At 48.3% G+C, this 25,921-nt stretch carries 26 protein-coding genes; 11 read left to right on the top strand and 15 right to left on the bottom strand.

From position 1 onward, the window contains the following. Positions 1-96: 96 nt before the first annotated feature. From IPL17_RS16770 to IPL17_RS16760, 3 genes are read right to left on the bottom strand one after another with little or no spacing between them, the layout of a single operon-like run. Positions 97-1,071 (bottom strand): aldo/keto reductase, encoded by a 975-nt coding sequence (locus IPL17_RS16770; RefSeq protein WP_345308231.1) that lies wholly within the window; start codon positions 1,069-1,071, stop codon positions 97-99. A gap of 49 nt (positions 1,072-1,120) precedes the next feature. Further along, positions 1,121-1,525: a hypothetical protein gene (locus tag IPL17_RS16765; RefSeq protein WP_345308230.1), complete on the bottom strand. Its 405-nt coding sequence runs from the start codon at positions 1,523-1,525 to the stop codon at positions 1,121-1,123. A 56-nt stretch (positions 1,526-1,581) separates the two neighbouring features. After that, entirely contained in the window at positions 1,582-2,334 is a 753-nt protein-coding gene (locus IPL17_RS16760; RefSeq protein WP_345308229.1) for an NYN domain-containing protein, read from the bottom strand. A gap of 132 nt (positions 2,335-2,466) precedes the next feature. Here IPL17_RS16760 and IPL17_RS16755 point away from each other — a divergent pair, with 132 nt between their 5' ends. After that, the gene (locus tag IPL17_RS16755; protein WP_345308228.1) at positions 2,467-2,619 is read left to right on the top strand and encodes a YHS domain-containing protein; all 153 of its coding nucleotides are present in this window, start codon (positions 2,467-2,469) and stop codon (positions 2,617-2,619) included. Positions 2,620-2,739: 120 nt separating this feature from the next. Here the strand turns inward: IPL17_RS16755 and IPL17_RS16750 are convergent, their stop codons facing one another. Both IPL17_RS16750 and IPL17_RS16745 read right to left on the bottom strand, forming a co-directional pair. After that, complete coding sequence (locus IPL17_RS16750; protein WP_345308227.1) at positions 2,740-3,429, bottom strand: hypothetical protein; 690 nt, start codon at positions 3,427-3,429, stop codon at positions 2,740-2,742. A 48-nt stretch (positions 3,430-3,477) separates the two neighbouring features. Then, entirely contained in the window at positions 3,478-3,744 is a 267-nt protein-coding gene (locus IPL17_RS16745) for a glutaredoxin domain-containing protein (RefSeq protein WP_345308226.1), read from the bottom strand. 396 nt (positions 3,745-4,140) lie between these two features. On the opposite strand from IPL17_RS16745, the gene IPL17_RS16740 reads away from it, so the two are divergent. The 7 genes from IPL17_RS16740 to IPL17_RS16710 all read left to right on the top strand — a co-directional run bounded on the left by IPL17_RS16740 (position 4,141) and on the right by IPL17_RS16710 (position 12,824). Next, positions 4,141-5,001: a hypothetical protein gene (locus IPL17_RS16740; RefSeq protein ID WP_345308225.1), complete on the top strand. Its 861-nt coding sequence runs from the start codon at positions 4,141-4,143 to the stop codon at positions 4,999-5,001. A gap of 8 nt (positions 5,002-5,009) precedes the next feature. Continuing rightward, entirely contained in the window at positions 5,010-5,681 is a 672-nt protein-coding gene (locus IPL17_RS16735; protein WP_345308224.1) for a sugar transferase, read from the top strand. Positions 5,682-5,860: 179 nt separating this feature from the next. Then, complete coding sequence (locus IPL17_RS16730) at positions 5,861-7,015, top strand: Wzz/FepE/Etk N-terminal domain-containing protein (protein ID WP_345308223.1); 1,155 nt, start codon at positions 5,861-5,863, stop codon at positions 7,013-7,015. A gap of 66 nt (positions 7,016-7,081) precedes the next feature. Beyond that, the gene (locus tag IPL17_RS16725) at positions 7,082-9,349 is read left to right on the top strand and encodes a cellulose biosynthesis cyclic di-GMP-binding regulatory protein BcsB (protein ID WP_345308222.1); all 2,268 of its coding nucleotides are present in this window, start codon (positions 7,082-7,084) and stop codon (positions 9,347-9,349) included. Between the two features lie 16 nt (positions 9,350-9,365). Beyond that, positions 9,366-10,541, top strand: a complete 1,176-nt coding sequence (locus tag IPL17_RS16720) for a glycosyltransferase family 2 protein (RefSeq protein WP_345308221.1) — start codon at positions 9,366-9,368, stop codon at positions 10,539-10,541. A gap of 33 nt (positions 10,542-10,574) precedes the next feature. After that, the gene (locus IPL17_RS16715; RefSeq protein ID WP_345308220.1) at positions 10,575-11,606 is read left to right on the top strand and encodes a polysaccharide deacetylase family protein; all 1,032 of its coding nucleotides are present in this window, start codon (positions 10,575-10,577) and stop codon (positions 11,604-11,606) included. Between the two features lie 15 nt (positions 11,607-11,621). Then, positions 11,622-12,824, top strand: coding sequence for an ATP-grasp domain-containing protein (locus IPL17_RS16710; protein WP_345308219.1), 1,203 nt, complete (start codon positions 11,622-11,624; stop codon positions 12,822-12,824). 59 nt (positions 12,825-12,883) lie between these two features. Here IPL17_RS16710 and IPL17_RS16705 read toward each other — a convergent pair whose 3' ends face one another. The 7 genes from IPL17_RS16705 to IPL17_RS16675 form a co-directional block, all read right to left on the bottom strand. Then, positions 12,884-14,131, bottom strand: coding sequence for a glycosyltransferase family 4 protein (locus tag IPL17_RS16705; protein WP_345308218.1), 1,248 nt, complete (start codon positions 14,129-14,131; stop codon positions 12,884-12,886). Further along, positions 14,121-15,257 (bottom strand): glycosyltransferase family 4 protein, encoded by a 1,137-nt coding sequence (locus IPL17_RS16700; RefSeq protein WP_345308217.1) that lies wholly within the window; start codon positions 15,255-15,257, stop codon positions 14,121-14,123. Before IPL17_RS16700 ends, IPL17_RS16705 begins: the two co-directional genes overlap by 11 nt. Next, the gene (locus tag IPL17_RS16695; protein ID WP_345308216.1) at positions 15,254-16,738 is read right to left on the bottom strand and encodes a lipopolysaccharide biosynthesis protein; all 1,485 of its coding nucleotides are present in this window, start codon (positions 16,736-16,738) and stop codon (positions 15,254-15,256) included. Before IPL17_RS16695 ends, IPL17_RS16700 begins: the two co-directional genes overlap by 4 nt. Beyond that, positions 16,735-18,294, bottom strand: coding sequence for an O-antigen ligase family protein (locus IPL17_RS16690; protein ID WP_345308215.1), 1,560 nt, complete (start codon positions 18,292-18,294; stop codon positions 16,735-16,737). The genes IPL17_RS16695 and IPL17_RS16690 overlap by 4 nt, the downstream gene beginning before the upstream one ends. Before the next feature lie 218 nt (positions 18,295-18,512). Beyond that, positions 18,513-18,725, bottom strand: a complete 213-nt coding sequence (locus tag IPL17_RS16685) for a hypothetical protein (RefSeq protein WP_345308214.1) — start codon at positions 18,723-18,725, stop codon at positions 18,513-18,515. Further along, on the bottom strand, positions 18,706-19,269 hold the full coding sequence (locus IPL17_RS16680) for a class I SAM-dependent methyltransferase (RefSeq protein ID WP_345308213.1): 564 nt from the start codon (positions 19,267-19,269) through the stop codon (positions 18,706-18,708). Before IPL17_RS16680 ends, IPL17_RS16685 begins: the two co-directional genes overlap by 20 nt. A gap of 84 nt (positions 19,270-19,353) precedes the next feature. Then, the gene (locus tag IPL17_RS16675) at positions 19,354-20,538 is read right to left on the bottom strand and encodes a glycosyltransferase family 4 protein (RefSeq protein WP_345308212.1); all 1,185 of its coding nucleotides are present in this window, start codon (positions 20,536-20,538) and stop codon (positions 19,354-19,356) included. Between the two features lie 117 nt (positions 20,539-20,655). Between IPL17_RS16675 and IPL17_RS16670 the strand changes: the two genes are divergently transcribed. Together IPL17_RS16670 and IPL17_RS16665 are read left to right on the top strand one after the other, a co-directional pair. After that, positions 20,656-21,456, top strand: a complete 801-nt coding sequence (locus tag IPL17_RS16670) for a hypothetical protein (RefSeq protein WP_345308211.1) — start codon at positions 20,656-20,658, stop codon at positions 21,454-21,456. Beyond that, a complete protein-coding gene (locus tag IPL17_RS16665; protein ID WP_345308210.1) occupies positions 21,453-22,196 on the top strand; it encodes a DUF4832 domain-containing protein in 744 nt (247 codons plus the stop codon). The genes IPL17_RS16670 and IPL17_RS16665 overlap by 4 nt, the downstream gene beginning before the upstream one ends. A 26-nt stretch (positions 22,197-22,222) precedes the next feature. Here the strand turns inward: IPL17_RS16665 and IPL17_RS16660 are convergent, their stop codons facing one another. Then, complete coding sequence (locus tag IPL17_RS16660) at positions 22,223-22,444, bottom strand: hypothetical protein (RefSeq protein ID WP_345308209.1); 222 nt, start codon at positions 22,442-22,444, stop codon at positions 22,223-22,225. A gap of 368 nt (positions 22,445-22,812) precedes the next feature. On the opposite strand from IPL17_RS16660, the gene IPL17_RS16655 reads away from it, so the two are divergent. Continuing rightward, complete coding sequence (locus tag IPL17_RS16655) at positions 22,813-23,367, top strand: hypothetical protein (protein WP_345308208.1); 555 nt, start codon at positions 22,813-22,815, stop codon at positions 23,365-23,367. 52 nt (positions 23,368-23,419) lie between these two features. Here the strand turns inward: IPL17_RS16655 and IPL17_RS16650 are convergent, their stop codons facing one another. Together IPL17_RS16650 and IPL17_RS16645 are read right to left on the bottom strand one after the other, a co-directional pair. Beyond that, on the bottom strand, positions 23,420-24,601 hold the full coding sequence (locus tag IPL17_RS16650) for a hypothetical protein (RefSeq protein WP_345308207.1): 1,182 nt from the start codon (positions 24,599-24,601) through the stop codon (positions 23,420-23,422). Positions 24,602-25,072: 471 nt separating this feature from the next. Continuing rightward, entirely contained in the window at positions 25,073-25,918 is an 846-nt protein-coding gene (locus IPL17_RS16645; protein WP_345308206.1) for a class I SAM-dependent methyltransferase, read from the bottom strand. Between the last annotated feature and the right edge of the window lie 3 nt (positions 25,919-25,921).

Below are 25,921 nucleotides of genomic sequence, written 5' to 3'. Positions count from 1 at the left end.
TCATAACCATTAATAAACATGGCTATGCTTCGTCAGGAGCATAGCCATGTTCTTTCCGTCGCGCATCCTTCATTGCGGAGAATCTGTATTTTTTTTTCAACGGCTGCCGCTTCTGAGATCAAGCCAGCTTAACTCGCCTGGCATTAACCGAAGCTTGCTCGCTTCCATATTTTCTTTGAATTTATTAATGCTGCTCGAACCCACTTCGGCAAAGATATTCATGGGCTGGTTCATTACATAAGCCAGCGCGATCTGCGCACCGCTGACGCCCTTCTCAATTCCCAATTGTTCAGCCCGCTCGAGTCGTTGGAAATTTGCTTCGTTCGCATAGGTCTGCACGCAGACACGATCCCATTCCCGTTCGCCAAATGTGTGCAGGTTATCGCGGCGGAAGCGGCCGGAGAAAAATCCACTGGCCAGCGGCGACCAGGCCAGGAGCGGCATTTGAGTTTGTTCGTACCAGGCGCGCGCATCACGCCCGTCCGTTCCGCTGATGCTGAGGCAGAGCGGCCACGGCTCAGCGAGCGACTCTGCCAGGCTGAATTGAGGGCTGCCGGCCGAGAAAGTTCCCAGTCCATTTGCGCGGGCAAAGTCGTTGGCTGATCTGATCCGTTCGTGCGACCAGTTGGACGCGCCAAATGAATTTATGCGCCCGGCCTGTTGATGTTCATTCAAAACCTGCATGATCGACTCGCAGGATACAGCGGGGTCGTCACGGTGGAGCAGGTACAGATCGATATGGTCAGTTCTCAGGCGGGCGAGCGAATCAAATAGATCGGAAGAAATATCAAAAGGGGTCAGACGGCGGCGGTCCTCAGAGTGGGCCCCGCCCTTGGTGATGATGACGACCTGCTCACGAATGCCGCGGGCCTGCATCCATTTCCCGATGATGCGTTCACTGTTCCCGCCGCTGTAAACGTGGGCTGTGTCGATCGTGTTCCCGCCCAACTCGAAAACCTGATCCAACAAGGCAAAACTTTCCGACTCGTTCAGGCTGCTGCCGATCATCGTCGAACCTTGTATCACGCGCGCGACAGGTTTATTTACCCCGTGAATAGTTCCGTAGATCATAGCGCCTCCAAAAGGGTGAATGGACCGCAAGTCTTGAGCAAACGACCCTTCATTTTTTCGCGGTTTCCTGCACGCCCCAAAAATCAAAAACCCTGGAAAATACCTGTGTATCGAAGAATGCGGCTGACGCTGTTCCAATGCCATACATGAAATAATCAAGCGGGTCGAAGGTGGCTCCTAAAAGCGGTATGCCCGCGTACTGGCAGGTCTCGGCGATGGCAGGGAGCAGGAACGCGGCCGTTAATTTTATTCCCCAGCGCCTGAAGACAGGCATTTGCAGCTCTGCCGCGCACAATAAAAAATACGCCCCAAACGGCATCGTAATATCGGAAAAGTATCCGGAATAGAAGTTGAATAATTCTCCCTGCAGATAACTTCCGATCGGTAAAATGTGAATTGCCGCGATGAATAACATGATGAAAAGAACAATCGCCCGGCGTTTTAGTCCGCTCATGATGACCTTTAATCAAAAAAGCATGACAAGGTAAAACTTTGCATGCTTTTTAAAATTCATTCTTTGATCTTTACGAAAAAACCACCGCTATCTTTTTCGTGAATTTCAAATTGATCCTTGAACTTCATCATCATTTTAGAAAGCTGTTTGTGGCCATAGGTGCGCGGATCAAAACCGGGGTCCAGTTGATAGAGCGCGTTGCCCATGTTCGCAAGTGACGCCCATCCATCCTGCTGGACAGCCATTTCAAATGCCTGGGTGAGCAAAGGCACGGGATCAACTTCCTCTTTTTCATCCTTGACCTTTTTTGCGCCGTCTTTTGGCTTGCGCGGCTGGATGGCCGCCTTTTTTTCCGTGACCAGATTCTCGGTATAAACGAATACATCGCAGGCGTTGACAAAGGGCTTGGGGGTCTTCTTTTCACCAATGCCCATCACAAAGATGCCGGTCTCTCGTATGCGGGTAGCCAATCTGGTGTAATCGCTGTCCGAAGAAACAAGACAAAAGCCGTCAACGACCCTGGCGTGCAGAATGTCCATGGCGTCAATGATCATGGCGCTGTCGGTGGCATTCTTGCCGATCGTGTAACGGAATTGTTGAATGGGTTGGAAGGCGTGAAAGTTCAAGGTGTCCTTCCATGAATTCATGCTGGCGGTTGTCCAGTCGCCGTAGATACGGCGGACGGTGACCTGCCCGTAGCGTCCCGATTCCACCAGCATCTGGGCAAGCAGGCCTGCCTGGGCGTTGTCGCCATCAATGAGCATGGCGATCTTGTTGCGTGCGAGAGATTTCATCTGTTCATCTGTCATGATGTTTATTATACCTTTAGCGCCCCGCGGTTTTGAATTATTATCTCGAACAATTGGGCGGGTTGAATGGAATCGAGTATACTCCCGTTGCGTAAATTATTTTTGAAATATTATTTCAGGAGAAACTCTTTCATGGATACCGATCCCGTCTGCAAAATGGAAGTTGATCCCGCCACCGCCCAGTGGAAATCCGAATACAACGGCAGGACATATTATTTTTGTTCCCCCGGCTGTAAGCTCTCGTTCGAAAAGGAACCGGAAAAATACGCCGTTCAAGAGATCTGATTTTTTGGTCAATCTTTAATTTATAGACGGAGGGAGAGTTTATTTGATTCTCTCCTTACCCGCGCGTGTTCCATAGTACGAAAAGGCAGTGTATTTTCTCACTGCCTTTTCGTTATGGGGTCAGGGTTGAATTGGTTTTATGATCCCAACATCGGAGGGCGCACCGCCGAACAGGCCGATATCTGTGCAGGAAGGTTTATCCGCGCGCAATAGCAAGATGTCATTGGATGTGGTGTCCACCTGAATGAGCGTGTTCTGCTTATAGGCCGAGTCAACGGTTAACTTTAGTGTCACCTGGTTTTGAGCCGGCAGGTTCTCAACGCATACCTGCTTATCGGGATGTTCGCGATCCTCATCAATTGCGCGGAGTAGCGAGCAGGTATTTGGCAGGTCAATTGTGCCGTTATTTTTTACGGTAACGTAGGCGTTGGTCACTTCTCCCATACCATGAGTTATGTCTAAGCTTGTGTTGCAGCCAAGGATGTCCACTACAACGGATAGCAGCGGCGCAGGAGTTGGAGTGCCTGATGCAGTGACCGACGGCGCGGGCGTAAATGTCGGCGACGGGGTCTGTGTTTCTGAAGGGGCGGCAGTGAGCGGGGTGGTGACGGCAGAATCTGGCGTGGGCGATTCTGTAATGATGGTTGGAAAAACAGGCGGCAGCAGAATTAACGGCGTGGCGGTGACCACGCCTGGCGTACGCGTGGGGATCGGCGTCCACACGGGGAATGGCTGCGGCGGCGCCCCCCATGTATCACAGGCTGAAATTAAAATTGCGCACACAAGCAAAGGGAATACAACCTTCTTCATAAGGTTATTATACCTTCCCGCTCCATGGATGCTTGTTTGTATTTTTGATTAAGTCTTTGAGGTTTTTTCCTGCAATTCCTTCCAGCCCGGTTCGACCAGGATCGAACCATCCGGGAAGATGATGGTCGGCACGCTTCGGTATCCATTGTTCACATTCATCACAAATTCAGTTGCCTGTTCGTTTCCTTCAAGCCCAACCCGCAGGTACTCAATATGATTGGCTTCAAAGAAGGCCTTTGCGCGATGGCAGTCAGAACAGTATTCGGTCGCATACATCACGATCTGTGATGGCGTGCGGGTGTAAAGATCGGTCAAGATATATTCCTCCAATTGCGGGGTTCCATTCGTACAAGGTTTACTTACATGGGTTTGATGAAAAAAAGTTCCCACCATCAGTACTATATACAATCAAACTGGAAGGCTATAAACTAATGGGCTGTCAGGTGTTTTTTCCCGCTATCAAGGACGGATATGGACCTGAAATTCTTACGATAGACACGACCAGCCCGCGAGAGTATTTCTTTATTTCCATATTATTTCGTGTAATTCACATTATGTTCTTCCGCCTTGGGCATTGCCATGAACAGCTTGTATAATACCAGCATGCTGGACGTTGTTACATGTTAAAATATATCCCATTATATAATCGTTTTAAGATTTATAATAAAAAAATAATTTCTGTGAAAGAAATAAGCCGGCCAAGGTGGATCAGTGACAAATCTTAAGAAGTCGTTGTCTTGGAATATTTTCTATTTACTCTTTATATTGGTGCTTGGCCAATTGGACCGTTCAAATACGCCGATCATTAATTTTGCGGCGTATTTTTACCTGACCGCGATCGTGATCGTACCGATCATGATCTTTGTGCCGTCCCTGCATAAAATTTCAGTCGTTGTTCCGATGACTTTCTGGGGGGCGATATATTTTGCCCTTTTTAGGATTACCGAACGGGCCAATACCGGCTCTACAAATGTAGAGGTGATCATTCTTGAACTGGTATTGCTGGAAGCGGGTGTATGGCTTTCATATCAACTGGCTGTTGTGATCGAAGGTTCCCAATCCTTGATGGATCTGCTTGCGCAGGGCACATTTCCATACCAGGCGCTCGAACTTGATGATGCCATGGATCAAATAAAAAATGAATTCGCGAGGAGCAGGCGTTTTCATCATCCATTAGCTGTTGTGGTTGTGCATGCCTTCAATAAAGATGAAGAGGCGGCGCGCGAGATGTTGAAAAGTTTGCAGCGTGACATGCTCACGCGTCTTTCCAGCGCCCGTATCGGGCAGGCGGTCGGAGAGGCGATTCGCCAGACCGACATTCTTATAAAAGATCGTTTTGGAAAATATGTGGTGCTTTGCGCGGAAACCGATTTGGAAGGCGCGCGACTTCTGGCGGGACGGATCGCCAGGGTGGTTGAAGAGAGGACGGGGCTTCAGGTGAATTACGGCTGCGCCTCATTTCCAGATGAAGCATTGACCTTTGACGATCTGCTCGACATGGCGCGCAATCGTTCCAGGACAAGTTCTTTGCACAATGATCTGATCGAAACAGACGTGCGTAGTGTTAAGTGATAATTGCGATGTTTAACTCTGCTGATAAAAATTCATGGATCGACTCCTTTGACCCGAAGAAGCGAGTCTTCACCGGGCGCTCTTATTTATTGGCTAAAAGGATCCTTGACCTCACACTGGTGTTCTTTAGCGCGCCCTTCTGGCTGCCGGTGCTTTTGATTATCCAGCTGGTCATTGCCCTGACATCACCGGGAGCGCCGGCGGTATTCACGCAGTTGCGTACCGGGATGGGCGGTCGTCGTTTTCGTATGTACAAATTTCGTTCCATGGTTCCAAACGCCGAGGAGTTGAAGGCAAGCTACGCACATTTGAACGAGCTTCAGTGGCCGGATTTCAAGATCACTAACGATCCGCGAATCACAAAAGTTGGGAGTATTCTACGCAAGACCAGTCTGGATGAATTACCACAGCTGGTTAATGTAATAAAGGGAGAGATGAGTCTGGTCGGGCCGCGTCCGACCTCGTTTGGTTCAGAAACCTATAAGTTATGGCATACCGAGCGGTTGGATGTCATGCCAGGCATGACCGGCCTATGGCAAATTATTGGGCGCGCCCAGCTTGAGTTTGACGATCGCCTGCGCCTGGACATCGCATACATCGAAAGAGCCGGTATCTGGTTCGATATAAATATTCTTATCCGCACGGTATTGGCTGTGTTTACCCAGAGAGGTGCCCATTGAATCTTTCAAGCGCCTGATCAGCCGTCTAGACAGGATTATTAAATGTTCGCCGTTGCACAGGGTTGTTTTAAAAGCCTGTTTTGAATTTGCGCCCGCAGCGATTGGCTTATGTTCAACGATGTCACGAATTTTTGTGATAAAATTTAATAAAATATCTAATATTATCGGAAAGGTAAACTATGGAAATTAATTTATATTTACGCACGCTTCGACGTGGCTGGTGGATCATCCTGATGACCATCTTAATCGCCACTAATGTATCGTTGATAACGTCTTATTTCACACCCCCGGCTTATCAAACCAATTCCCGTTTTATTGTGGCTCCGAACGCCGGGAGTTTTACAAGCAGTTGGGATGTTGTTTCCAGCCTGGACACTTTGGACCGACGCTCTATCATTAACACGTATAGGGAATTGTTGGCCAGTCCATCGGTGTACAACCAGAATCTTGAAATTCAGAAAATAGATCCTGCGGTCCTTGCCAAATACGATATCTCTGTAACTGTGGTGCCTGATACGAATATCCTGCAGCTGACAGTTGAAGGATTGGACCCTGAATTGGTCGTGGAAATTGCAGACGCGATCGGCACCCAGGCCGTGGAGTATATAAACAAGTTATACCCAGTTTATATTTTCACGATTCTTGACCAGCCTGCAATACCAGTTTCGCCCATTCGCCCGCAGCCGATTCAGAACGCAGGTCTTGCGCTTTTCTTCGGCGCGATCATTGGTCTTGTCCTTGCGTTCTCAAAAGAACAACTGCAAACCTCGATCGAGAAGCTGCGGGAGCGTTCCATTATTGACGTCCCCTCATCTGCGTATACGCGCGCATATTTCGAAAGACGGCTTTTGGAGGAAGTTGCGCAGCGACCTGAAAGCGACCTCTCTTTGGGCTTGATCAATTTTCGCGGGCTGGCCGATGTCGCCGACATACTTCCCCAGCAGATCAAGGACCGTATCATTAATACCATCACGCAAAAATTGAAAAATGAATTGCGTGGAAGGGACATTGTGGGACGGTGGAATGACATGCAATTGGCCGTGTTATTGCCTTCCACCCCGATCTCCGCTGTAGAAGCTACTTTTAAGCGCCTTCAATCCTATCTTGCTGAAACGATCTCTGTTGACGCGGCCGGCGATATGATCGTTAAGCCGGACCCCTGTATTGGTGTGGTGGGGCGCGCTCAGCTTGAAACCGGCGAGGAATTAATAGATCGCTGTATCAATGCAATGGAGAAGGCATCGGCTTTTGACGAGGCGGCGGTCGTTGTTCTGTCGAAGCCATTTATATTTGCCAAAAATGAAAACCCCGTGAATTCAAATCAATCCGGGTAGTATTCAAAAATTTTGCGCGAATTGTTTGTTTATCTATAATGTATATTGTTTGAAAGGATGGATGTAATGAAGAAGTTTATTCTTTTTATGGTGTTAATTGGACAACTTTTCCTTATGTTTGGCGGCGGGGTTGCCCATGTTTACGCGGATAATCTATACCAGACACCCGCCGCTGATTCACGGTTTACCTTTAGTGAGCTGGGATATTCAGAGAGGCTCATGATCGGACCGTATGATTCGATCAGGTTATTTTTTAGCCTTCCCCCAACATGGCAGTTGAATACAAATGCGAAGATCTCCCTGCGATTCAATTTTGCCGGCGGGGCTGCTTCCGGCAGCGTTACCAATCAAGGCACTGTGGTTGGCGGGCTTCTCACGATATTGTTCAATAATCGTATTGTGGATACTGTTGTGCTCGATCAAAATGGACCATTTATCCGCGAAATTTCCATTCCTGCCGGCGCCCTGGCTCCAATTTCAAGCGACGGGCGGAATTTATTGTCAATGGTCTTTGACGCAAGCGTGAACTGTGATAACCCGGATATCCAATCGACCCTGATCGTGAGTTCCGGGTCGGAAATTGATCTCCAGCACGACACCATATCACCATCCCTGGATTTGTCGGCTTTCCCGTATCCCATTTACCTGCCGCAGGCGCTGCTCCCGACAGCCACCACCATTGTTCTGCCAGATGCTCCAACCATCGGTGAAATTCAGTCAGCAATGGCAGGCATTGCCGGGCTTGGCTCCATTACAAACGGAGATCTAACAGCCAACCTTGTTACAGAAAGCAAGTTGACCGCCGAGGTTAGAAGCACCAACAACCTTATTTTTGTAGGGAATCCCTCGAAATTTACCGTTCTCCAAGGCGTTGCTTTGCCGATCCCTGTCGCGAACGGCAAATTCAGCCTGAGCGGACTACAAGATAATGATGGTGTTGTGCAGGCCGCAATATCCCCATGGAATCAAGCCAATGTCCTGTTGTCGATTGGCGGAAACAATGATGAAGCCGTGATCAAAGCCGGGCAGGCTCTGGGCAGCGGCGGCATTGTAACCAGCGGTGGAAGACCTGATGTATCTGTGATCAGCAGTATCGCTCCCGCCAACGAGGAAGTTGTTTCAGAAGACCGGACGTTGGCAGACCTTGGTTACGATAATCAGTCTTTAGGCGGAACCTTCGGACAATATCTTTCCTATTCGTTTTTCGCGTCTTCCGAACAGACATTTTCCTCGGAAGCGTATTTGGATCTTGTCCTCTCAAATTCCAAGCTTTTGAATTTTGATAGAAGCAGTCTTACCGTGTTGTTAAACGACAGCGTGATCGGAAGCCTGCAATTCTCCGATCAGTCGGAACAGGTTGAGACAACGCGCATCAAAATACTGGCGGGCATTCTTAGAAGAGGCAGCAATAAACTCGAGATCGTAAGCGATCTTGTCCCGAACAATAGCTGCGCATCTCCCAATACGTCAAACACTTCATTGACCATTGGGCAATCATCATTGTTGCATTTGCCGGTTTCAAGCGAGCAAATTGGCACCGCGAAAAATTTATACCTGGATAACTTCCCATCCATGTTTATCACGGATAGGAACCTGGCTGATTTGGCGTTTGTGGTGCCCGCGAATGACCCAACATCCTGGGATTATGCCGCGAAGATCGCATATTATATCGGCGCCAAAGGCGGCATCTCGGTTGCGGACTTTAAAGTTGTGTTTGGAGAGGATGTCCCTGAGGATATTCGCGCGGAGCGAAATTTGATCATGGTGGGCAAGGCAAGCACCCTGCCGATCATCTCTGAAATAAATGATCAGTTGCCCGCGCCTTTCGAAGCAGGCAAGGATGAAGCGATACAACCCGCCATGCTGGTAAATTACCGCCTGCTTCCAAATGTAAGTGTGGGATATGTTCAGTTATTAACTTCGCCCTGGGCTTCCGATCGCGCGATCTTAACTGTAATGGGTAATACCGATCAGGGCATTCCAATGGCCGGCGAAGTTCTTGTCAAGGACAACCTTGTAAATCAACTGAACGGTAATTTCTCGATCCTATACGGTGATCAGATCTTAACCACTGACACCCGCCTGGGTCTTGTAAAGGAAGGCGTGGTTGGCGGGCTGCCGGTTGCTGTTACTTCGAACCCCCCGACATCCCTTTCCACTCCCGCCCCGCTGGGTACCCCTGTCATTCAAGGGCGGGCGGGATGGTTGCTGCCCGCATTGATTGGGTTGACAGTGGCTATTTTGATCATTGCAGCCATCGTCATTCGAAATTCATTCTCCAGCGCGGCCACAGCCAAGGCATTGAAGGACACAGCCGAAAAATCTGACAAGTGATCCTGTTGTACCTTTTATGGTGATATTGTTTTGGGCGTCAGTATTCTTTATTCTTTATACCTATTTTGGTTACCCTTTACTGACCGTACTGCTCGCAAGACTGACGCCCAAAACCAAGCCGTATCCGCAAACATTTCCTTTTGTCACTTTTTTGATCGCTGCCTATAACGAAGAAAAAGTGATTGCGGAAAAGATAGAGAATACATTAAATCTCGACTACCCTCCTGAAAAGCTACAGATCATCGTTGCGGCAGACGGGACTACAGACCAGACACCCGAGATCGTAAAGAAATACAGCCACCTTGGGGTTGAATTGAGTTATATTCCGCTGCGCGGCGGAAAGATGGCGGCCATTGTTCGCGCCATGTCCCTGGCGCGCGGCGAGATCGTCATATTTTCCGACGCGAATAACATGTACGACGCGAAAGCGGCAAAACTGTTGGTGGCTCCATTTGCCGACCGCAAGGTTGGAGCTACCACAGGCGCAAAGTTGATCATTGAAGACGGCAGGAATCTAAGTTCCGCAGAAGGACTGTATTGGAAATACGAATCTGCGATTAAAAAAAATGAAACCGCCTTTAGTACCTGTACGGCCTCTGTGGGGGAGATCATGGCAGTCCGGAAGGAATATTTTTCAGCCCCGCAGGCCAACATCATAAATGACGATCGATATATGATCTTTGACTTAATCCGTCGTGGATATAACATTGTATACGTTGCGGATGCGCGCTCATACGAATATGTTTCCCAGTCGGCAAAAGATGAAATCACCCGCCGCTCGCGTATGAATGCCGGAATTTACCAAACTGTCGCGATGTCCGGAAAGCTGCTGCCGTTCAACCGCCCCCTGGTTTTATGGCAGATCTTGTCGCATAAATTTTTTCGCGCGTTTATCCCGTACGCCATGCTGGCCGCTTTAATATCCAATGTAATTCTTGTGCTCGCCGCGGGGGGGGACAATGCGCAAGCATCCCGGTTGATGCCGCCTCCTTTGGATCGTGTCCTTTTGTTGCTGCAAGGTCTCTTTTATGGCATGGCCTTGCTCGGAAACATTTTTAAGTTCAATGGGGTTGCGGGAAAGATTTTGTACCTGCCCACGTTTTTGGTCAATTCAAATTTTGCCACAGTGGCGGGATTATACGGTTTTCTAACCAACAAACGCTCTCATATCTGGAAACGCGTTCAGCGTTAATTAAAAAATTCTCCAAAAAGGCGCAATATCCTGATGTCCATTTCCCGCGCACGCGTGGTGCTTTCCCTGCTTGATACTTTGGTGGGCTTGAAAATATTTGATGTTATTCATTATGCGACTCCAAACTTTCTTACGGTTCTAAATTACCACCGCATTGAAGACCCTTTCAAGCAAGGCTTCGATACGTTCAAGCCGAACATAAGCGCCACGCCGCAGGAATTTTCAAGGCAGATGGAATATGTCAAGGCGCGCTTCAATGTTATTACTTGCGAGCAGCTTGCCGCCTGTTTGCGCGGAGAAAAGAAATTGCCGCCCCATGCCGCCATAATTACTTTTGATGACGGCTATACTGATAATCTCACGAACGCGCTTCCCATTTTGCAGAAATACAATTTACCCGCCGTGATTTTTCTAACCACGGATTTTATGGGATCGGATTCGCCCTTCTATTGGGATGCGGTGGCGTATTGCTTTTATCACACAAAAAAGAATGACGCGTTTCTGCCGCTGACCGGGGAGTGCTCCTGGCATGATGAGCACTCCCGTGAACGGATAATGCTCCGCTGGATCGAGGCGGTAAAGAAACTCCCTGAAGATGAAAAGCGCGCCATGATCCGGCAGATCGGTCCGCTTTTGGATGTGGAGATTCCCGCCGGGGCGTTTGCAAACCTGCACCTGACCTGGGAGCAGGTTCGGGCGATGAGGCGAAGCGGAATTGAATTCGGTTCACATACTGCCACCCACCCGATCCTGACACGGATTCCACTTGAGCAGGCAAGGCGTGAGATTCAAGAATCCAAAAGAAAGATCGAAGCAGAGATCGCAGAACCCGTGATCAGCCTGGCGTATCCAAACGGCGGCTCAGCCGATTTTTCTCCTGATGTGATGGAAGCGGCGCGACAGGCTGGGATCGAGGTCGCGTTCACGCTGTTATCCGGTCCAACTCGATACGCGACCGTAAGGAAAAATCCTCTGGCGGTCAGGCGTATTTTTCTGACCTACCATGATACATTCTCAAAATTTGTGATGAAATTGATGGGTATTACACGACTGTTAAATAAATGACGGGAGATTAATAGAATGGTACTGTCTGAAAGAACCCGCGGAGCGGTGGTGTTTGCCTCGAGTTATACCGCTTTGGGAATAATTCGGAGTTTGGGGCGTAAGGGCATCCCGGTTTGGATATTGGACGACGGGCGCTCCCCCGCCAGATATTCCAGATATGTCCAGCGCAGTTTTCCTTTGAACAAGGAGGATGAAGCCGGGCAAATTTCCCTGTTGATCGAGATCGCTCAAAAAAATAACCTTCGGGGCTGGACGCTTTTTCCTGACGGCGACAAGGGCGCTTCCATCATTGCCAAAAATTACGATAGGTTGTCGGAATATTATCAACTGACAACTCCGAAGTGGGATATTTTGCAGTGGGCGGTGGATAAATATTATACTTATCAACTGGCCGCTGAAATAGGCGCAGATTATCCGAAGGCGTTTTACCCTAAAAATAGATCAGACGTTGAAATATTGGACGGGAAATTTCCGATGATCCTCAAGCCGGTCCACCATCAGGGGAGCGATGCGTTCTCAAATGGCAGGGCCTGGCAGGCAAAAGACCGCGCCGAACTGCTTTCACTTTATGATGAAATGTGCCGCTTGGCTGCTGATCCCTCGGTAATTATGATACAGGAGATGATCGCCGCGGAACCCGGGACGCAAGTTTCATATGCGGCATTATGTAAAGATGGGACAGTCCTTGCAGATATATTTGCCGAGCGGGTTCGTCTTACTCCGCCTGAGTTTGGAGTAAGCGCATACGTAGAGTCTATTGAAAGACCCGAACTTGAAGCCCCGTCCAGACGTTTCCTGGAAAAGATCAAATACACAGGTATTGTTGAAATTGAATTCATGCTTGATAGACGGGATGGCTTGTATAAAATGCTGGATGTCAACACGCGTGCCTGGGGATGGATCGCGATGTGCGGATACGCCGGAGTTGATTTTCCATATTTGATGTGGAAAGTCTCTCAGGATGAGGAGGTTTCGCCTGTGCGTGGACGTCCGGGTGTGGGGTGGTCGCGCACATTTTTTGATATTGGCGCCGCTCTGCAGACGGTCTGGATGGGCAGGCCATTTTCGACGGGAAAATTTATTTCCTCCCTGCTGCGTGCCAATCATGAAATGTACGTATGGGATGATCTTAAGCCGGCTTTCATGGAACTATTCACATTTTCTGCGCGGGTATTTCGAAAGTTAAGAAAAATAATATCAGGGAAATCAAAAAAATAATTTCACTGGAAACTTTTTCTTGAATACTTATTGATTACGGGCGGGCCCTGATGGAAAGTTCATTTGTTTTTCAGTAATTCAGAATAGACATCAAGAATTGTCCCGGCGATTGGCTCCCACGCAAAGCGTGTTTCGGAGAGGTGTTTGGAATATGCCCCCATTTCCTTTCCCAGTAACGGATCATTGATGATCTTTGAGATGGCAATTGCCAATTCTCGCGGAGACCTGGGCGGGACCAAAAAGCCGTTTTTGCCATCTTCCACAGCTTCAGGGAATCCGCCCACATTGGTTGCCACCACAGGTTTACCAAAAGCATATGCCGCCTGAAGCGCCCCGCTTTGGGTGATGCTGTGATATGGATAAACCACCACCGACGCCAATTCCATCAGCGGCGCGATTTCTTCCATATCCAAATAGCGGCTGTCAAAAACGACCGCGTTTGATAGGTGTAAATCCGTTACCATTTTATGCAGCGCGGTCATATTCATATGCTTTGACGGCTTGCCTGCGATCACAAGCCGCGCACGTTTGTTTTGTTCATAAACATCCGCAAAGGCTTGAATTAATTCAGGCACACCTTTGCTGGGCGCAAGATTTCCAAAGAATAAAACCGTGCAATTTTCATCTGACAAATTGTATTTTTTCAGCAGGCGGTACCGCATCTCGTTGGTGCTGTCTGAAGCGGGAAATATCCGTTCGTTTCCGTGCCGAATGCTGTGCAGGTTGCCGGCGGGAAAATCAAAAAGAGATAAAAACCTTTGCTTGTTGGATTCGCCGTGAAAAAAAATGGCCGAAAAATTCTTGAAGGTCCCGCTGATCAGATTATCGTTAATTCTTGTGAAGACATTATTGCCAAGCTCGCGTGACTCGAATTCATGGCAGATCTGACTTAACACCAGTCCCCTGCTTTTCAGGCAGGCATAAAATAATCCCTCCATCTGGAATTGTGTTGTTCCGAATTGGATCACGTCAGGGCGTGTTTTTAGCAGGTATTGGGTCAGCCGCACCCATTCGATAAACCATCGGATCCCCCGCAGGCCGCGGCGTACTCCCCTGATCATTTTCATTACCGTATTCTTTCGGAATTGCCCCGATAGCGGATCGTCCGTCCGCGACCATAACTCCATTAACTTGATCACCTGAAAGTTATGCGGGAAATCTTCCAGTTCATATTCACTCGATGTTACCAGGGAAACATCCGCGCCTTGCTTTGCCATGGCTGTACACATTTGGTATGCATAGTGGATCATGCCTCCCGAGCCGCGCGGCTCCACCAGGAAAACTTTCATTTGCTTTTTATCGCCCATGCTGGATCAGCTCTCCATAAAGTTCAGTCAACTTTTCCACTTGTTTTTTGATATCAAATTTTTCATGTGATATTTTTAGCCCCGCCTTGGCCATCGCATCTCTTAGCGCCTTGTCTTGCGCGAGTTTCAAACAGCTCTCCACAAGCTGAAGGGGCTCCGCAGGCTCGATCAGTATTCCGCTTATCCCATTGACAACGATTTCCGGCACGCCTCCCACGTTGGACGCGATAACTGCTTTTCCAGCGGACATTGCCTCAATTAACACAGTCGGAAGCGCGTCTATGAGGGTAGGCAGGACAAAAACGTCGCTTGCCGCGAGAATTTCATGAATATCCGTCCGCTGACCTGTAAATGTGACGTGTGAGTCAAGTCCATGGGATCGTGTAAATTCCTTTAGGGCATCGCCGTGCGGGCCGTCGCCAACAACAAGGTAACGGGCGGATGGTTCAGCTTGCAAAATTTGCGGCATGGCTGCCAGCATATATTGAATCCCTTTTGGCTCACGTAAGACCGCAATGGTCAGGAAGATGGTCGCGGCGGAGGGGATGCCCAGAGACGCGCGTTTCTGTTCACGGACAGTTTCGTTCAATGGGTCGAAAACTGACAGGTCAATGCCATTGTAGAGAGTGACGATCCGCTCATGTTTAATTTTTCCGTATTTTATATGATGCCGGCGCGTACTTTCTGAAACTGCGATCACACGCGTGCAAAAATTTCTCAGACAGGCCCACTCGATTTGACTGCGCCCATATTCCGTCCCTTTTTGCGGCGCGCCAAGGGTGTGAAGCGTGGAGACGCTTGGGATGCCAAGCATCGCAGCGGCAACATTGCCCAATACATTCGCAAACTCCAACTGGGTATGAATAATGTGCGGATTATGGTTGCGGATATATTTTAGTAGTTTTGGAAGGTTCGCAGGATGGCGAAGGTTTGGAATGGGAACGAGGTCAACGGGTATCCCGGCACGCTCCAGTTCCCTTGCGATCGGGTTGCCCTGTTTTACCTGCAAGGCGCATACCCGCAGGTCGAATCTTTCGGGGTCAAAAGATTTCATTATGGAAAGGGTCATTCTCTCAGCGCCGCCATGACCGAGCCCGTCAATGATCCATAGTATTCGGGTTTTCATTTTGCTGCCGTTGAGGATCTTAATCCAAGAACTTTTAGGGCATCCAGCACCGAATTCCGCTCAATCAGCCAGACAACCCCAAGATATCCTGCTGCACCGCAAATGACAACGACGATTAGCTGGGTTAAAGGCGCGCTGTCGGCGGTCAGATAAAGAGCGGGCAATGCCAATGCGAGCAGTCCAATTCCGCATACGAACGATGTGAGCTCCCTGACTATGTCAATGATCGTGAGCTTCAAGAAGTGCGCTGCGACAAAGTAGCGTATGGTGGCGGAAATTATTCCTGCGGCAAGGTGGGCGATCGCGACACCCACCAGACTGTACTGCGCGCCGAGCCAGAGGAGGAAAATACGGATCACGAACATGGGGATTGATATTTTTATAAGGATATCCGGCCGCCCGATCGCTTTATAAATGTCGCCGACATGGAATCCGATCGAGACCACCCAAACATACAGGCTGAGCACCCGCAGAATGGGGATCGCGTCCACCCATTGCTCGCCAAACGCAACTCTAATCAATGGATCTGCCGCGATAAACATTCCCAGGCAGAGCGGTGTAACGAGCAATTCCACGTAGCGAACAATGGAGAGGAAGCTTCTCTTTAGCACTTCTGCTTGATCTTGCAGTGATGAAAAGGCGGGAAACAGGACGGCTGTCATGATCCACAGGATGTTGAGCACCAATGTTTGCGGCAGGCGGTATGCGAGCGTGTAAATTCCCAGGGCGGTGGGGGTATAGATCAGACCGATGATAAAGTAGTCAAAACTATCCTCCCAGACAGAGATGGCATTATTCCCCATGATGGAAAAGCCATACTGGAAAAGTTCTTTTGCGATGGAGGCGTTCCAGATGAGTTTTGGCCGCCAGGGCAGGACGACCCATAAAATTATTGATTGGATGATTGTTCCCGCCAATTGACCTATAACGAGCGACCACACGCCGAAACCGGACAATGCCAAGCCAATGGAAATGGCCGCCTTGACGACCGTGTGCCCCAGGTCGGGGAATATTTTCTTGCGAAAGTTAAGCTCGCGCTGTAAGAGCACGTTATGCACAGAGCCGGCCGCATTGAACATAAAGGTCAAGCCAAGCCAGCGTAGAATTGGCGTAACCTGTGGTTCGTGGAAAAAATTCGCGGCGAGCGGGGCGACCAGAATCGTTATGAGTGTGAGGAGTGTGCTTGAAAGCAGATTTAAGAGAAAGGCGGTGTTTGCAGAATCTTCCACAGCGCGTTTTCTCTGGATCAGGGCGGCGCCAAGCCCAAGGTCATTAATGACCGAGAGGTAATCCATGGTCAATGTAGCCAGAGCCACCACGCCAAAATTTTCGGGAGGTAAAATATGTGCCAGTATTGAAATTGTGACCAGGTTAAGGATTTTTCCCGATCCAAATGACAGGTAGTTCCACGCCATGCCGTGCGTGGCTTTACGGGTAATCTCCTTATATTTTGAATCGTCGTCACCAACTTCAGCGGTCATGGCTTTTTCTGGACTGCGGAAATGAATGTTTTATGTGTTTCGTTCGAAATGGAAATCGCGGCGAGTGCCAGTCCAACCAGCATCCAAATGTAACGGAAGAGAAGCCCGTGCAGGAAAATACCGCTGACCAAGAATGTGAAGATTGAGATTATCAATGAAGTGACCCAGGTTTCCCAATCCGGATCGGTGTGGTAGGTCTTATACCTTTTCCTGATTTTGAAGAGATCGAGAAATAAAAGTCCAAAAAATAACAGGAAGGCTGTTAGTCCGAGTATGCCCGTTTCAGAAATTACTTCAATATATAAGGAATGGGCGTATTTTGTGGAGCCGGATGTGTTGAACCTGGACTCGCCGGAGATCAACCCAAGTTTTCCCGCGTAATCCCAATAATTCGCCCCATAATTTCCAAAGCCCACTCCCAGAAATGGATGATCCATGAACATGGCCAGACCGGCCCGTATTTCATTACTTCGTCCGGCAAACGAGGCGTCCTGTGTCACGGCATTTGGATTTGAAGTCTGCAAAAATACATTTAAAGATTGGAAGCGCTGAGCATACGTTGTGGGGAGGATTGAAAATATGATAATGGCTGCTAAAATTGCACTGAGCGCTGGCAGCGGTTTTATACGCATTTCCAAGGCGATTACAGGGGCAACGACGATCAGAGCTACAAATGCACCGCGGCTGCCTGTGAAGATCGCAGCCAGAAAAATCAAAAGGGTGACAATTGCGATTACTACTTGAAGGAACGGTGTATGTTTTCTATATAACCTGTAAATAACCAGCGGCAGCGCGGCCACCAGTACCTGACCCCAAAGATTCGATTCTCCGATCGGCCCGGCGTATCTTAACTCATCCCCTGAGCCCACCTGACCGAAGATGCTTTGTCGGGCAAGGTTGAAGAATGTGAGGTCGGTTCCGCTCAATTCTTTAAATACCCCAAGGAGCGACAAGAATCCAATCGTGCCGATCAATATCCACGCGCTCGCCTCCCATTTATCTTTGCTGTTCAAGCCGATATACAATGCCACGCCTACAAGGATATCCTTGGTAATATCCACAATAATGCTGATCACCTGGCTTTTATCCGGAGAAACGAAGGTGGAAACGACAATTACGGAATAAAAAGCCAACATCGCCCATTCTGTACGGCCAATGATCGGAAATTTGTCAAATTTCCCCGTTTTTAGCAGGTAGTTTGCGATGATACTGGCAAGCGTAATGGCAAGAAGCGGACGATTAACACTTGGCAGCCCTTTGTCGGTTAATATGTCTGAGATGTTTGCAAATACTGAAAATATCAGGATATAAATCCCAAATTCAGGTTTTTGAAAGATAAGAACAAAAACAATGATCCCGCCAATTCCTCCAACGATATACGGGAAGTATTGACCGGGGTTTATGCTAATGGCAATGCCCACAAGAATTGAGAATAAAACTCCCAACACAATGAAAGGCTTCCAGGAAATGTCATGTAAATCGAAGCCTGACAAGAACCGCGAAATACCCTCGCCTTTTTTTGCAGCGGGGATGTATATTTTTTTCTCTTCAGCCATTTTATCCTCTTGATCTATTACAAATAATGGTGGGTAAGTATATTTTATAAGAAATATTAGCGAACTAGAACACTCGCAAACATGGCATTAATTATAACTGAATATGATACTGGTTCATGACTTTTATCAAAAAGGCGGGACTTGGTTGTTCGCTCGACGTGTCTGTATTTTGAGCGTATTTGGAGCGCGAGCGGCGCGCATGAACCGGTAATTTCCATCTACTTGACCGCATAGATGATCACATACCGACAGAAACGCCTGAGGAATGGGATGTGCTTTAGGATATGAGCATCCATTTTTCGCAGGATTGGAAATGTCGTTTCCCAGCCAAAGGCGCGTTCAACCATGCTTAATAGTTGGATCTCGCGATACTCGCGGTATTGATAACCGTCTGTCCAGGCATCCATGACCTTATAGGTTAAAGGGCTCATCAATGCCGACAGCGTTTTTGTGTGGATAAGGAACGTAATTGCGAACGAAAGTCAGGATCGGATTCATCCCCATCGGTTCAACGAATACCGCCTTGCCTCCTTTACGAAGTACCCGGCGAATGTCTTGACTGCCGATTTCACTCACGAGATGGTGAAGGATGGCTTTTCCGATCACAATGTCAAAACTATCATCTTGAAAGGGCAGGTTTTCGCCGGCCGACACCAGCACATCCAGTTCGGTCTGATTTAATTCTGCACGTTTCCTGGTTGTTCTTACGCTTTGCGGAGAAAGATCAAAGGCGGTGACCAGGGCTTTGCTTCTCGATAAAAGTGTCGCCATGTATCCAGACCCGCAGCCAATCTCGAGAACCTTCCTGCCCTTGATATCTCCGAGAAATTCAGATACGCCGGGGGTTTCGCTGTTCGATCGGGCAAATTGGTGAAACTCAAAGTCAGGAGCGAAAATTTCAAGTTCCTGGGCTTGCTCTTCAGTTATGCCATCCCACTTTTGTTTCTCTGATTCATATCGTTCATTTAGGGACATTTGGTATCTCCATTCTTATTAAAAGTAACGCGGACTCCGGTCTAGGCATTTGATTTGAATCCAGACGATGTCGCCACAATAAGTTTAGCGCGGCTTGTCAGCAATCGTTTGAAAAAGTTTCACCAGTCTTATTCCATTTTCATGCAGGTCAAATTCCTGTTGTACCCACAGGCGGCCCTGCCTGCCCATTTCTGTTGCGTGTTCCTGGTCCAGTTTGATTCGATAGAGCGCGGCTGCCATCCCGTTCACATCCAATGAATTAACCAAATAACCAGTTTTTTCTTGCAGGACCAGTTCTGGAATACCGGTGATGCTTGTGGCGATCACCGGTAACTCACACGCCATCGCTTCCATGATCGCCACGGGAATCCCTTCACTGACACTCGATTGGATATAACAATCTGCGGACGGCAGAAGCTGGGCCACCTCAGCCTGCGTTTTTGCTCCAAGCAAATCCACTACGCTTTCCAAGTGATGCTTCCTGATCTCCGCCTCGATGTTGGCGCGCTCTTCCCCTTCGCCGATGATCTGTAGATGAAACGGGACGCCATACTCCCTGAACTTTGCCATTGCTTGAATAAGAACCACCTGTCCTTTCTTCCAATGCAACGTGCCGACTTGAATTATCTCAAAAGTATCCCGCTGTGGCTTCGGGGACGGTGTATATCGTGACGTATCTATCCCGCAGCGCACAATATGGCTCTTTGGCGGGATCCAATCTCCGAGCAGGTCCGTCATATAGCCAATGTTATATTGTGAAATCGTGGCAAGAAATGCGGCGTCTTTCAATTTGGGACCCAGCATGGCGTGGCAATCATAAATATCGTGGGAGTGGATCATGACGGAGTAACTAATCCCGGTTAATTTATGGATGATCCATGCCTCCAGGGCGGGGTGGGAGGCGTAGTGTGCGTGGATGTGGTCGATATTATCTTTTTTGAGGCGGACGGCGGTGTACACAGCTTTTGGAAAAAGATATAATCCTTTCACGAGAAAGCCCGGCGATGAAATATTCCCCCAAAAGATTTGCCAGATAAGCGAAATATATTTGAATGGATTTCCAAAGAACGTGCGGATGTTTTCCACAAGGACGGCGCTTGAAATGAATGGGATACAATTTGCGCGCGCGCTCCACTCCAGCGCCTCCTTATGAACGACAGGTTGATCCTCACACATAAGAGGGTACAAGGCAATATCGATCCCCATCTTTTCCACCTCGATCATTTCCCGTAAAATAAACGTTTCAGAGAGCAATGGAAAGCGTGACATAATATATGCGATTTTCATGGACTGCAAAGGCCTTTGAATTGAATGGTGTTTTAAAAACGTTCGTTCATAAGATGATTGCAAACGGTACGCCGACTTAATTTTGTAAAGGATAATTGTATGAAAAAAATCACCGCCCACTGGCGAGTCTGGCTGACTCTCATTATAACAGTGGCAATTCTATTAATTATGTGGAGCTGCTATTTTTTTAATATAAACATACCAGCCCAAATCACGCCAACCGCAACCTCGACGATCATTTCGACTTTTGAGGTGGATGAAGAAGTGGTGATCAACCCTGTACCTGTAAGCGATTATCTGTCCAACCCCGGCATGGGCTGGCAGAATGATTCGTCCGAGGGGGCGAGCTCGGGATTTTTCCCGGAAACGGTGATCTATTCCAGCAGGGAAAAAATCGCCTGGAACAGCCTCAACCCGCAGGAAGGTGTGTACGATTGGTCGGCAATTGATGAACAGCTCGAATATGCCATTGCGCGCGGAAAACAATTTTCATTTCGTGTATACACAGTTCGCGGCGAATCGTTTGGCGGAAACCAGATCCCGGATTGGGTTTTGAATAAAGGCGCGCTTGTATTTCCGTCCGGCGAACCGGATTATTCGAACTGCGTTTACCAGCAGGAATGGGGACGCTTTGTCGGCGCGCTGATCGCGAAGTATGATGGAAACCCGGCAATCGCCTTTATGGATATTTCTGGATACGGGAATTTTAACGAGTGGAATTGGAATGATCAGACCGAATGGGACTCTCTCTGGGAAAGTAGTTATAAGGATGGAACTGCCACTGCCGCCAGCATGCGTACTTTGGACAGCCAGACACGCAGGCGGCTGGCGGATATTTTTATAGGGGGGAGATCGCGTCGCATCAATGCCGCGCTTCGAACGGGAGCAAGCAGACTGTGAGCTATTCCTACACGGGCGCGCAGTCCACTCAATTGGTAATGCCATATGCGGGCATTTCCCAATCTACGCAATATGTGTTTTTGCGGCGCAAGGATGTCGGATTTCGTTATGATTGTCTCGGCAGAAGCGACAGCCTGCCGATGGATGTATTGGGACAGATATGGAAACAGGCGCCCATCATTTACGAGTTGTGTAGTTCAGAAAATGTGGATATGAGAACTGCGCTGGATACGGTCAAGAGCACCCATCCGATCCTGATCCATAATAATAATTTTGAACAGAACTTGATTGATCTTCAAGCATTGGTGTTACCGGTTGGTTATCGTTTTGTGCTTAAGCGGGCAAGCCTGGATCCTTCCGTGCAGGCCGGCAACACCCTGCCGCTTTCCATGATCTGGCAAAACCTTGGCGAGGCTCCAGCCTATGTCAAAATGGGACAGCGCTTTCAACTCCGTTTTTACCTGGTTGACAGCCTGGGAAATGCGCTTGAATTAAATAACTCAAAAAACGAAGATATCTCCCAGTGGTTTCCTGCCGACAAATCATTGTCGCCGGCTGCGCCTGAATATCATGTTGATCCAATCCTCCAGATCCCTGCCAATATGCCTGCGGGAGAATACGCTCTTGAATTTTCGATCCTCGACCTAAGGACCTCTTTGCCCATTCAAATCGCCATAGAAGGCATGAATCAAGACGGAAGATATTTTCTACATAAGATCCAGGTTATTTCATCCCAATGAAATGGGTTGGAAGATTTCCGGCTTGCTTAAAACTTCTCCCTGGCGGATTGCTCCAAAATAAAAAATCCAAGCTCGATCAGGCGCTTCAAATCAGACCTGTGAACTTGCCTGCCATTCTCGAGTTTCTCCAGCATCCTGAGCAGCGCTCCGCGTACTCCGCTTGCGCGGTGTGCCCAGACCGAATCAGCGGAGATCCTTTCAAGACGGGCAAGCACGAGTTTTAATTGATCAAATGGTGCTTCATCCATGCATTTGTACTCCAGCGATGAGTCGAACCCGCAGCCTGCTGCTCCGAATGTCCAATTTTGGTTGTGCAGGCAGTATTTTAGCATTATTACGGTCAGTTATTGATAGTTTTCTGCCTTAAAACGGGAAAATTTACCAGTCAGTACAAACATTTTTTGCGGTGGGTATACTTTTTTTCATGACATTAGGCACATGACTCATTGAAATAACACCTTTAGAATAGGAATTATTAAACGTCAATATTGGGTAACGAAGGTATCTCTACCAAGGCATGTCCGAGACCCTTCGATCGCCTCAGAGAGCGCATGATAGTGACTTTAGCGTATCAATTATTCACGTTATTAAGTAGAGCTGACCTGGAAATTTGAAAATGACCACGAGCTTTGAACTTCTCCTCCTGCAGGAAAAAATTCAAGATCCTGAAGGGGTCCGAACCCAGGTAACTTTTGAGACCCTGCCTGAAGCGGATCAATTTTTAGACAATCTATTGGAGCCTTATCAAAGGAACAGCTTTAGCCTGTTTGTGGATTTAAATGAGGGCTTCAGAAGAAGAGGGTTCTGGCCCTGGGCGATCGTTTTGATGGATCGGGAATACCGCCTCGCCGGACATGTGTTTATAACCCGTGACCGTCTTTCTGATGTGCTTTTCAGCGGCTATTCGATCCGCTCGGGCTATCTGGTTGAAAAGGACGGACCTCCTTCGATGTCAATGCTCTTTTTCCGAAATAAGGCAGTGGCTTCCGCGCTGGCACAAAAAAGCCCGCTGTTTTCAGTCTGCTGGTCGGTGTTGCAGGATAGATCGGAAAGCAAGCACTGGCTTTGTCAAACAGGGCCATTACCGCAGCGCTGGGTGCAGGAAGCTGAAAAAGGGGACGACGTTCTATTTTCCATGATCTACTCCTCCTGGCTCAAGGGCAAGGCTTGATCACACCCATTCGCGTGCCTATTGAAGTTCCTGATAGGAAAAGTCAAGTCACTTATGCCTCGGTACCTGCGATTGGCGAAGACTTAATAAGCATTTCGGTACGATCAAGTGAGTCTTTCCATAGACTGGCGTATGGATACTTCCACTCTTCCTGGGTACGGCAAAGTTCAAGATCTTGAACTGCGTAGCTGTATCTTATTTTCTTGTACTCATGTGGCCATCCCGGTTGCAAGACCCAAAACAAGTGATGCATGACACGGTTTTCCACGAGTAGAGGTTTTATAAGTGAATGTTCGAAGTAGGAGAAAATATACTCGCGAGCGGCATACCATTTGCGTTTATGAAACAAGCATCTAATTTGTCCCAGATCCGCCAGAAATTCTATAACAGGGTCGTTCTGGATCTTCCAGAAGTTCTGCCCGAACAGGATGCCCGCGAAGAGCCCGGAAATAACGCTTTCCAGCAATGGCGTTTCTGCCACGTTAAAGGCAATTCTGGCCGCATAGAAGTAATAAACAAAATTTGCGATCGTTTGGGAGATCAGCCCGCGGTTAAAGTACCACCCCGCAGGGACTTGCATCAGTAGGGTCTTGGTCGAAAGAAACCGCCAGCGTAATTTTGCAAAGCGTTCGTGCATGGAATCATAATCCCGTCCATACCCGAGATATGGGCTTAAGGGCATGTTGGTCAGGTAAAACGAACATCCCACCAACAGGATAAACCCATAAGAAAAATAATAAAGCGGACGCGGCCAATAATCGAATAGGGAGAGCGGCAGATCGAGCAGTACAGAGAGAAGCCAGATCTCGGGTCCTCCCAGGATGAGACCGAACATGATGATCCCTATAAATGCCATCCAGTCATTTGCCATCACCATAAAGATACCCAACAGAGATGACCTGCGAGGCTTATCCTTCACCTTGGTTTCGTACATGAACAGGGTTTCATCCAATACAACATCCCGCAGCATGAACACAGGGTAAAACCCAATGAAGAGTTGGATCAGGATGGAAAGTATCCAAACGAAGCAAGAGTCTGGTCCAAACCAGGTGCTGATGAAATAGGAAATAATGGTCGCTACCGCAGGCAGAATGGTCGCAACCCCTATCATGCCCGGGTACACGGCTTCATTCAGTTTTTTGACTTGCCGATACGCCTTTAATGCTTTTTGGGGCGACTCGGCCTCCAAACGACCTGCCTGAAGCATGGCTTGAATGATCTTGTTATTTTCCACGGCAATTCCCTTCCGCTAAAAAATTAGCTGCTGGTCCGCCACCTCTAAAGGGAAAACCTTCCTCTTTTATACTCATACTATACAGCTTTTCCTACCTGTTGGAAAGAACGATTCGAATTTCATGTGAACAGGATACGGAAGTTTGGCTGGGGATCAGTCTTGATGAATGGGATTGACATGAATGACAACTGACTGAACTGGTACCGCCATGTATATCAATTTATTGAGATCCTTCCCATGAGCAGAAACCAATGTATGGCGCAGATCCAGAAATTCGGCTGGCGCGTTCCTATTAAGTCGAGATGCTGGATGTGCCCGAAGCAGTCACAAGAAGCATGGAAGCAGATGAAGAAATTACGCAATGGGGACTTCGAGAGGGCTGTGGAATTGGAAAATGCTGTAAGGCAGAAAGACCGCGATCTATACTTCCACAAGCTCGGGCTCCCGCTTCAGGTAGCCGTACCCCGGTGTTTATTTTTTACTGGCGATTACCCCAATCCACTCGCTGCCAGGAGAATACTGCATTCCCGTCAGATCGCCCCACAAACCTTCGACAGAAAAACCTCCCTGCGCTAATTCCTCAGTGATGGTTTCCGGAGTGTAATCTTGAAACCAATTTCGGTAGACAGATACTTTCCCATCCCCTTCAATGACTGTATATTGATCCAGCCAAATGGATTGTTCCGGGTAATCGAAACCTTCTTCCAACACAAGGTGCGGACCAGGTTTCCAAAATCCATTTTCCACTGCGTACCAGTTGTTTTTGTTGCCATGCTTTTTGCGATGTTCACGCGTGGTCACATCCAATACAAATCTGCCCCCGGGCTTGAGCGCACGGTAAACATTCTTCAAGAGCATTGATCGCTGCTGCGGAGAGAGCGGACAGAAATCGCCAAAGATCAAAAAAACCGCGTCGCACAGATTCGCATCTTCCAACTCAAGGTAGTTTTGATAACGGTAATTAATATGCAATTGATTTTCACTTGCATATCGTCTGGCGTAATCAATGGAACTGCGTGAATAGTCCACGCCTGTGACTTGCAAGCCAGTGCTCGCTAAACGGGAGGCGTATAAACCCGGTCCACAGCCTAAATCCAGAACTGCGTCGTTTGATTTCAGAGCGAGTGTATCAATGATCCATTGTACTGAATGGTCGATCGTTTCAGGATTGCGGCTGGCTGCGTCTGTATTTGGATCAAGATGCACCTTCAACATTTGCGCGGATATATGCGGGTCATTCCAGAATAATGGCTCACCAGGCTCGAAGGGGGCAGGTTTTTGTTGGAGTTTAATGAGTTGAGAAAGGATGTTGTTCATATC

It is taken from the genome of Candidatus Villigracilis saccharophilus (assembly GCF_016711665.1).
This window is presented reverse-complemented; position numbering and strand designations above follow the sequence as displayed.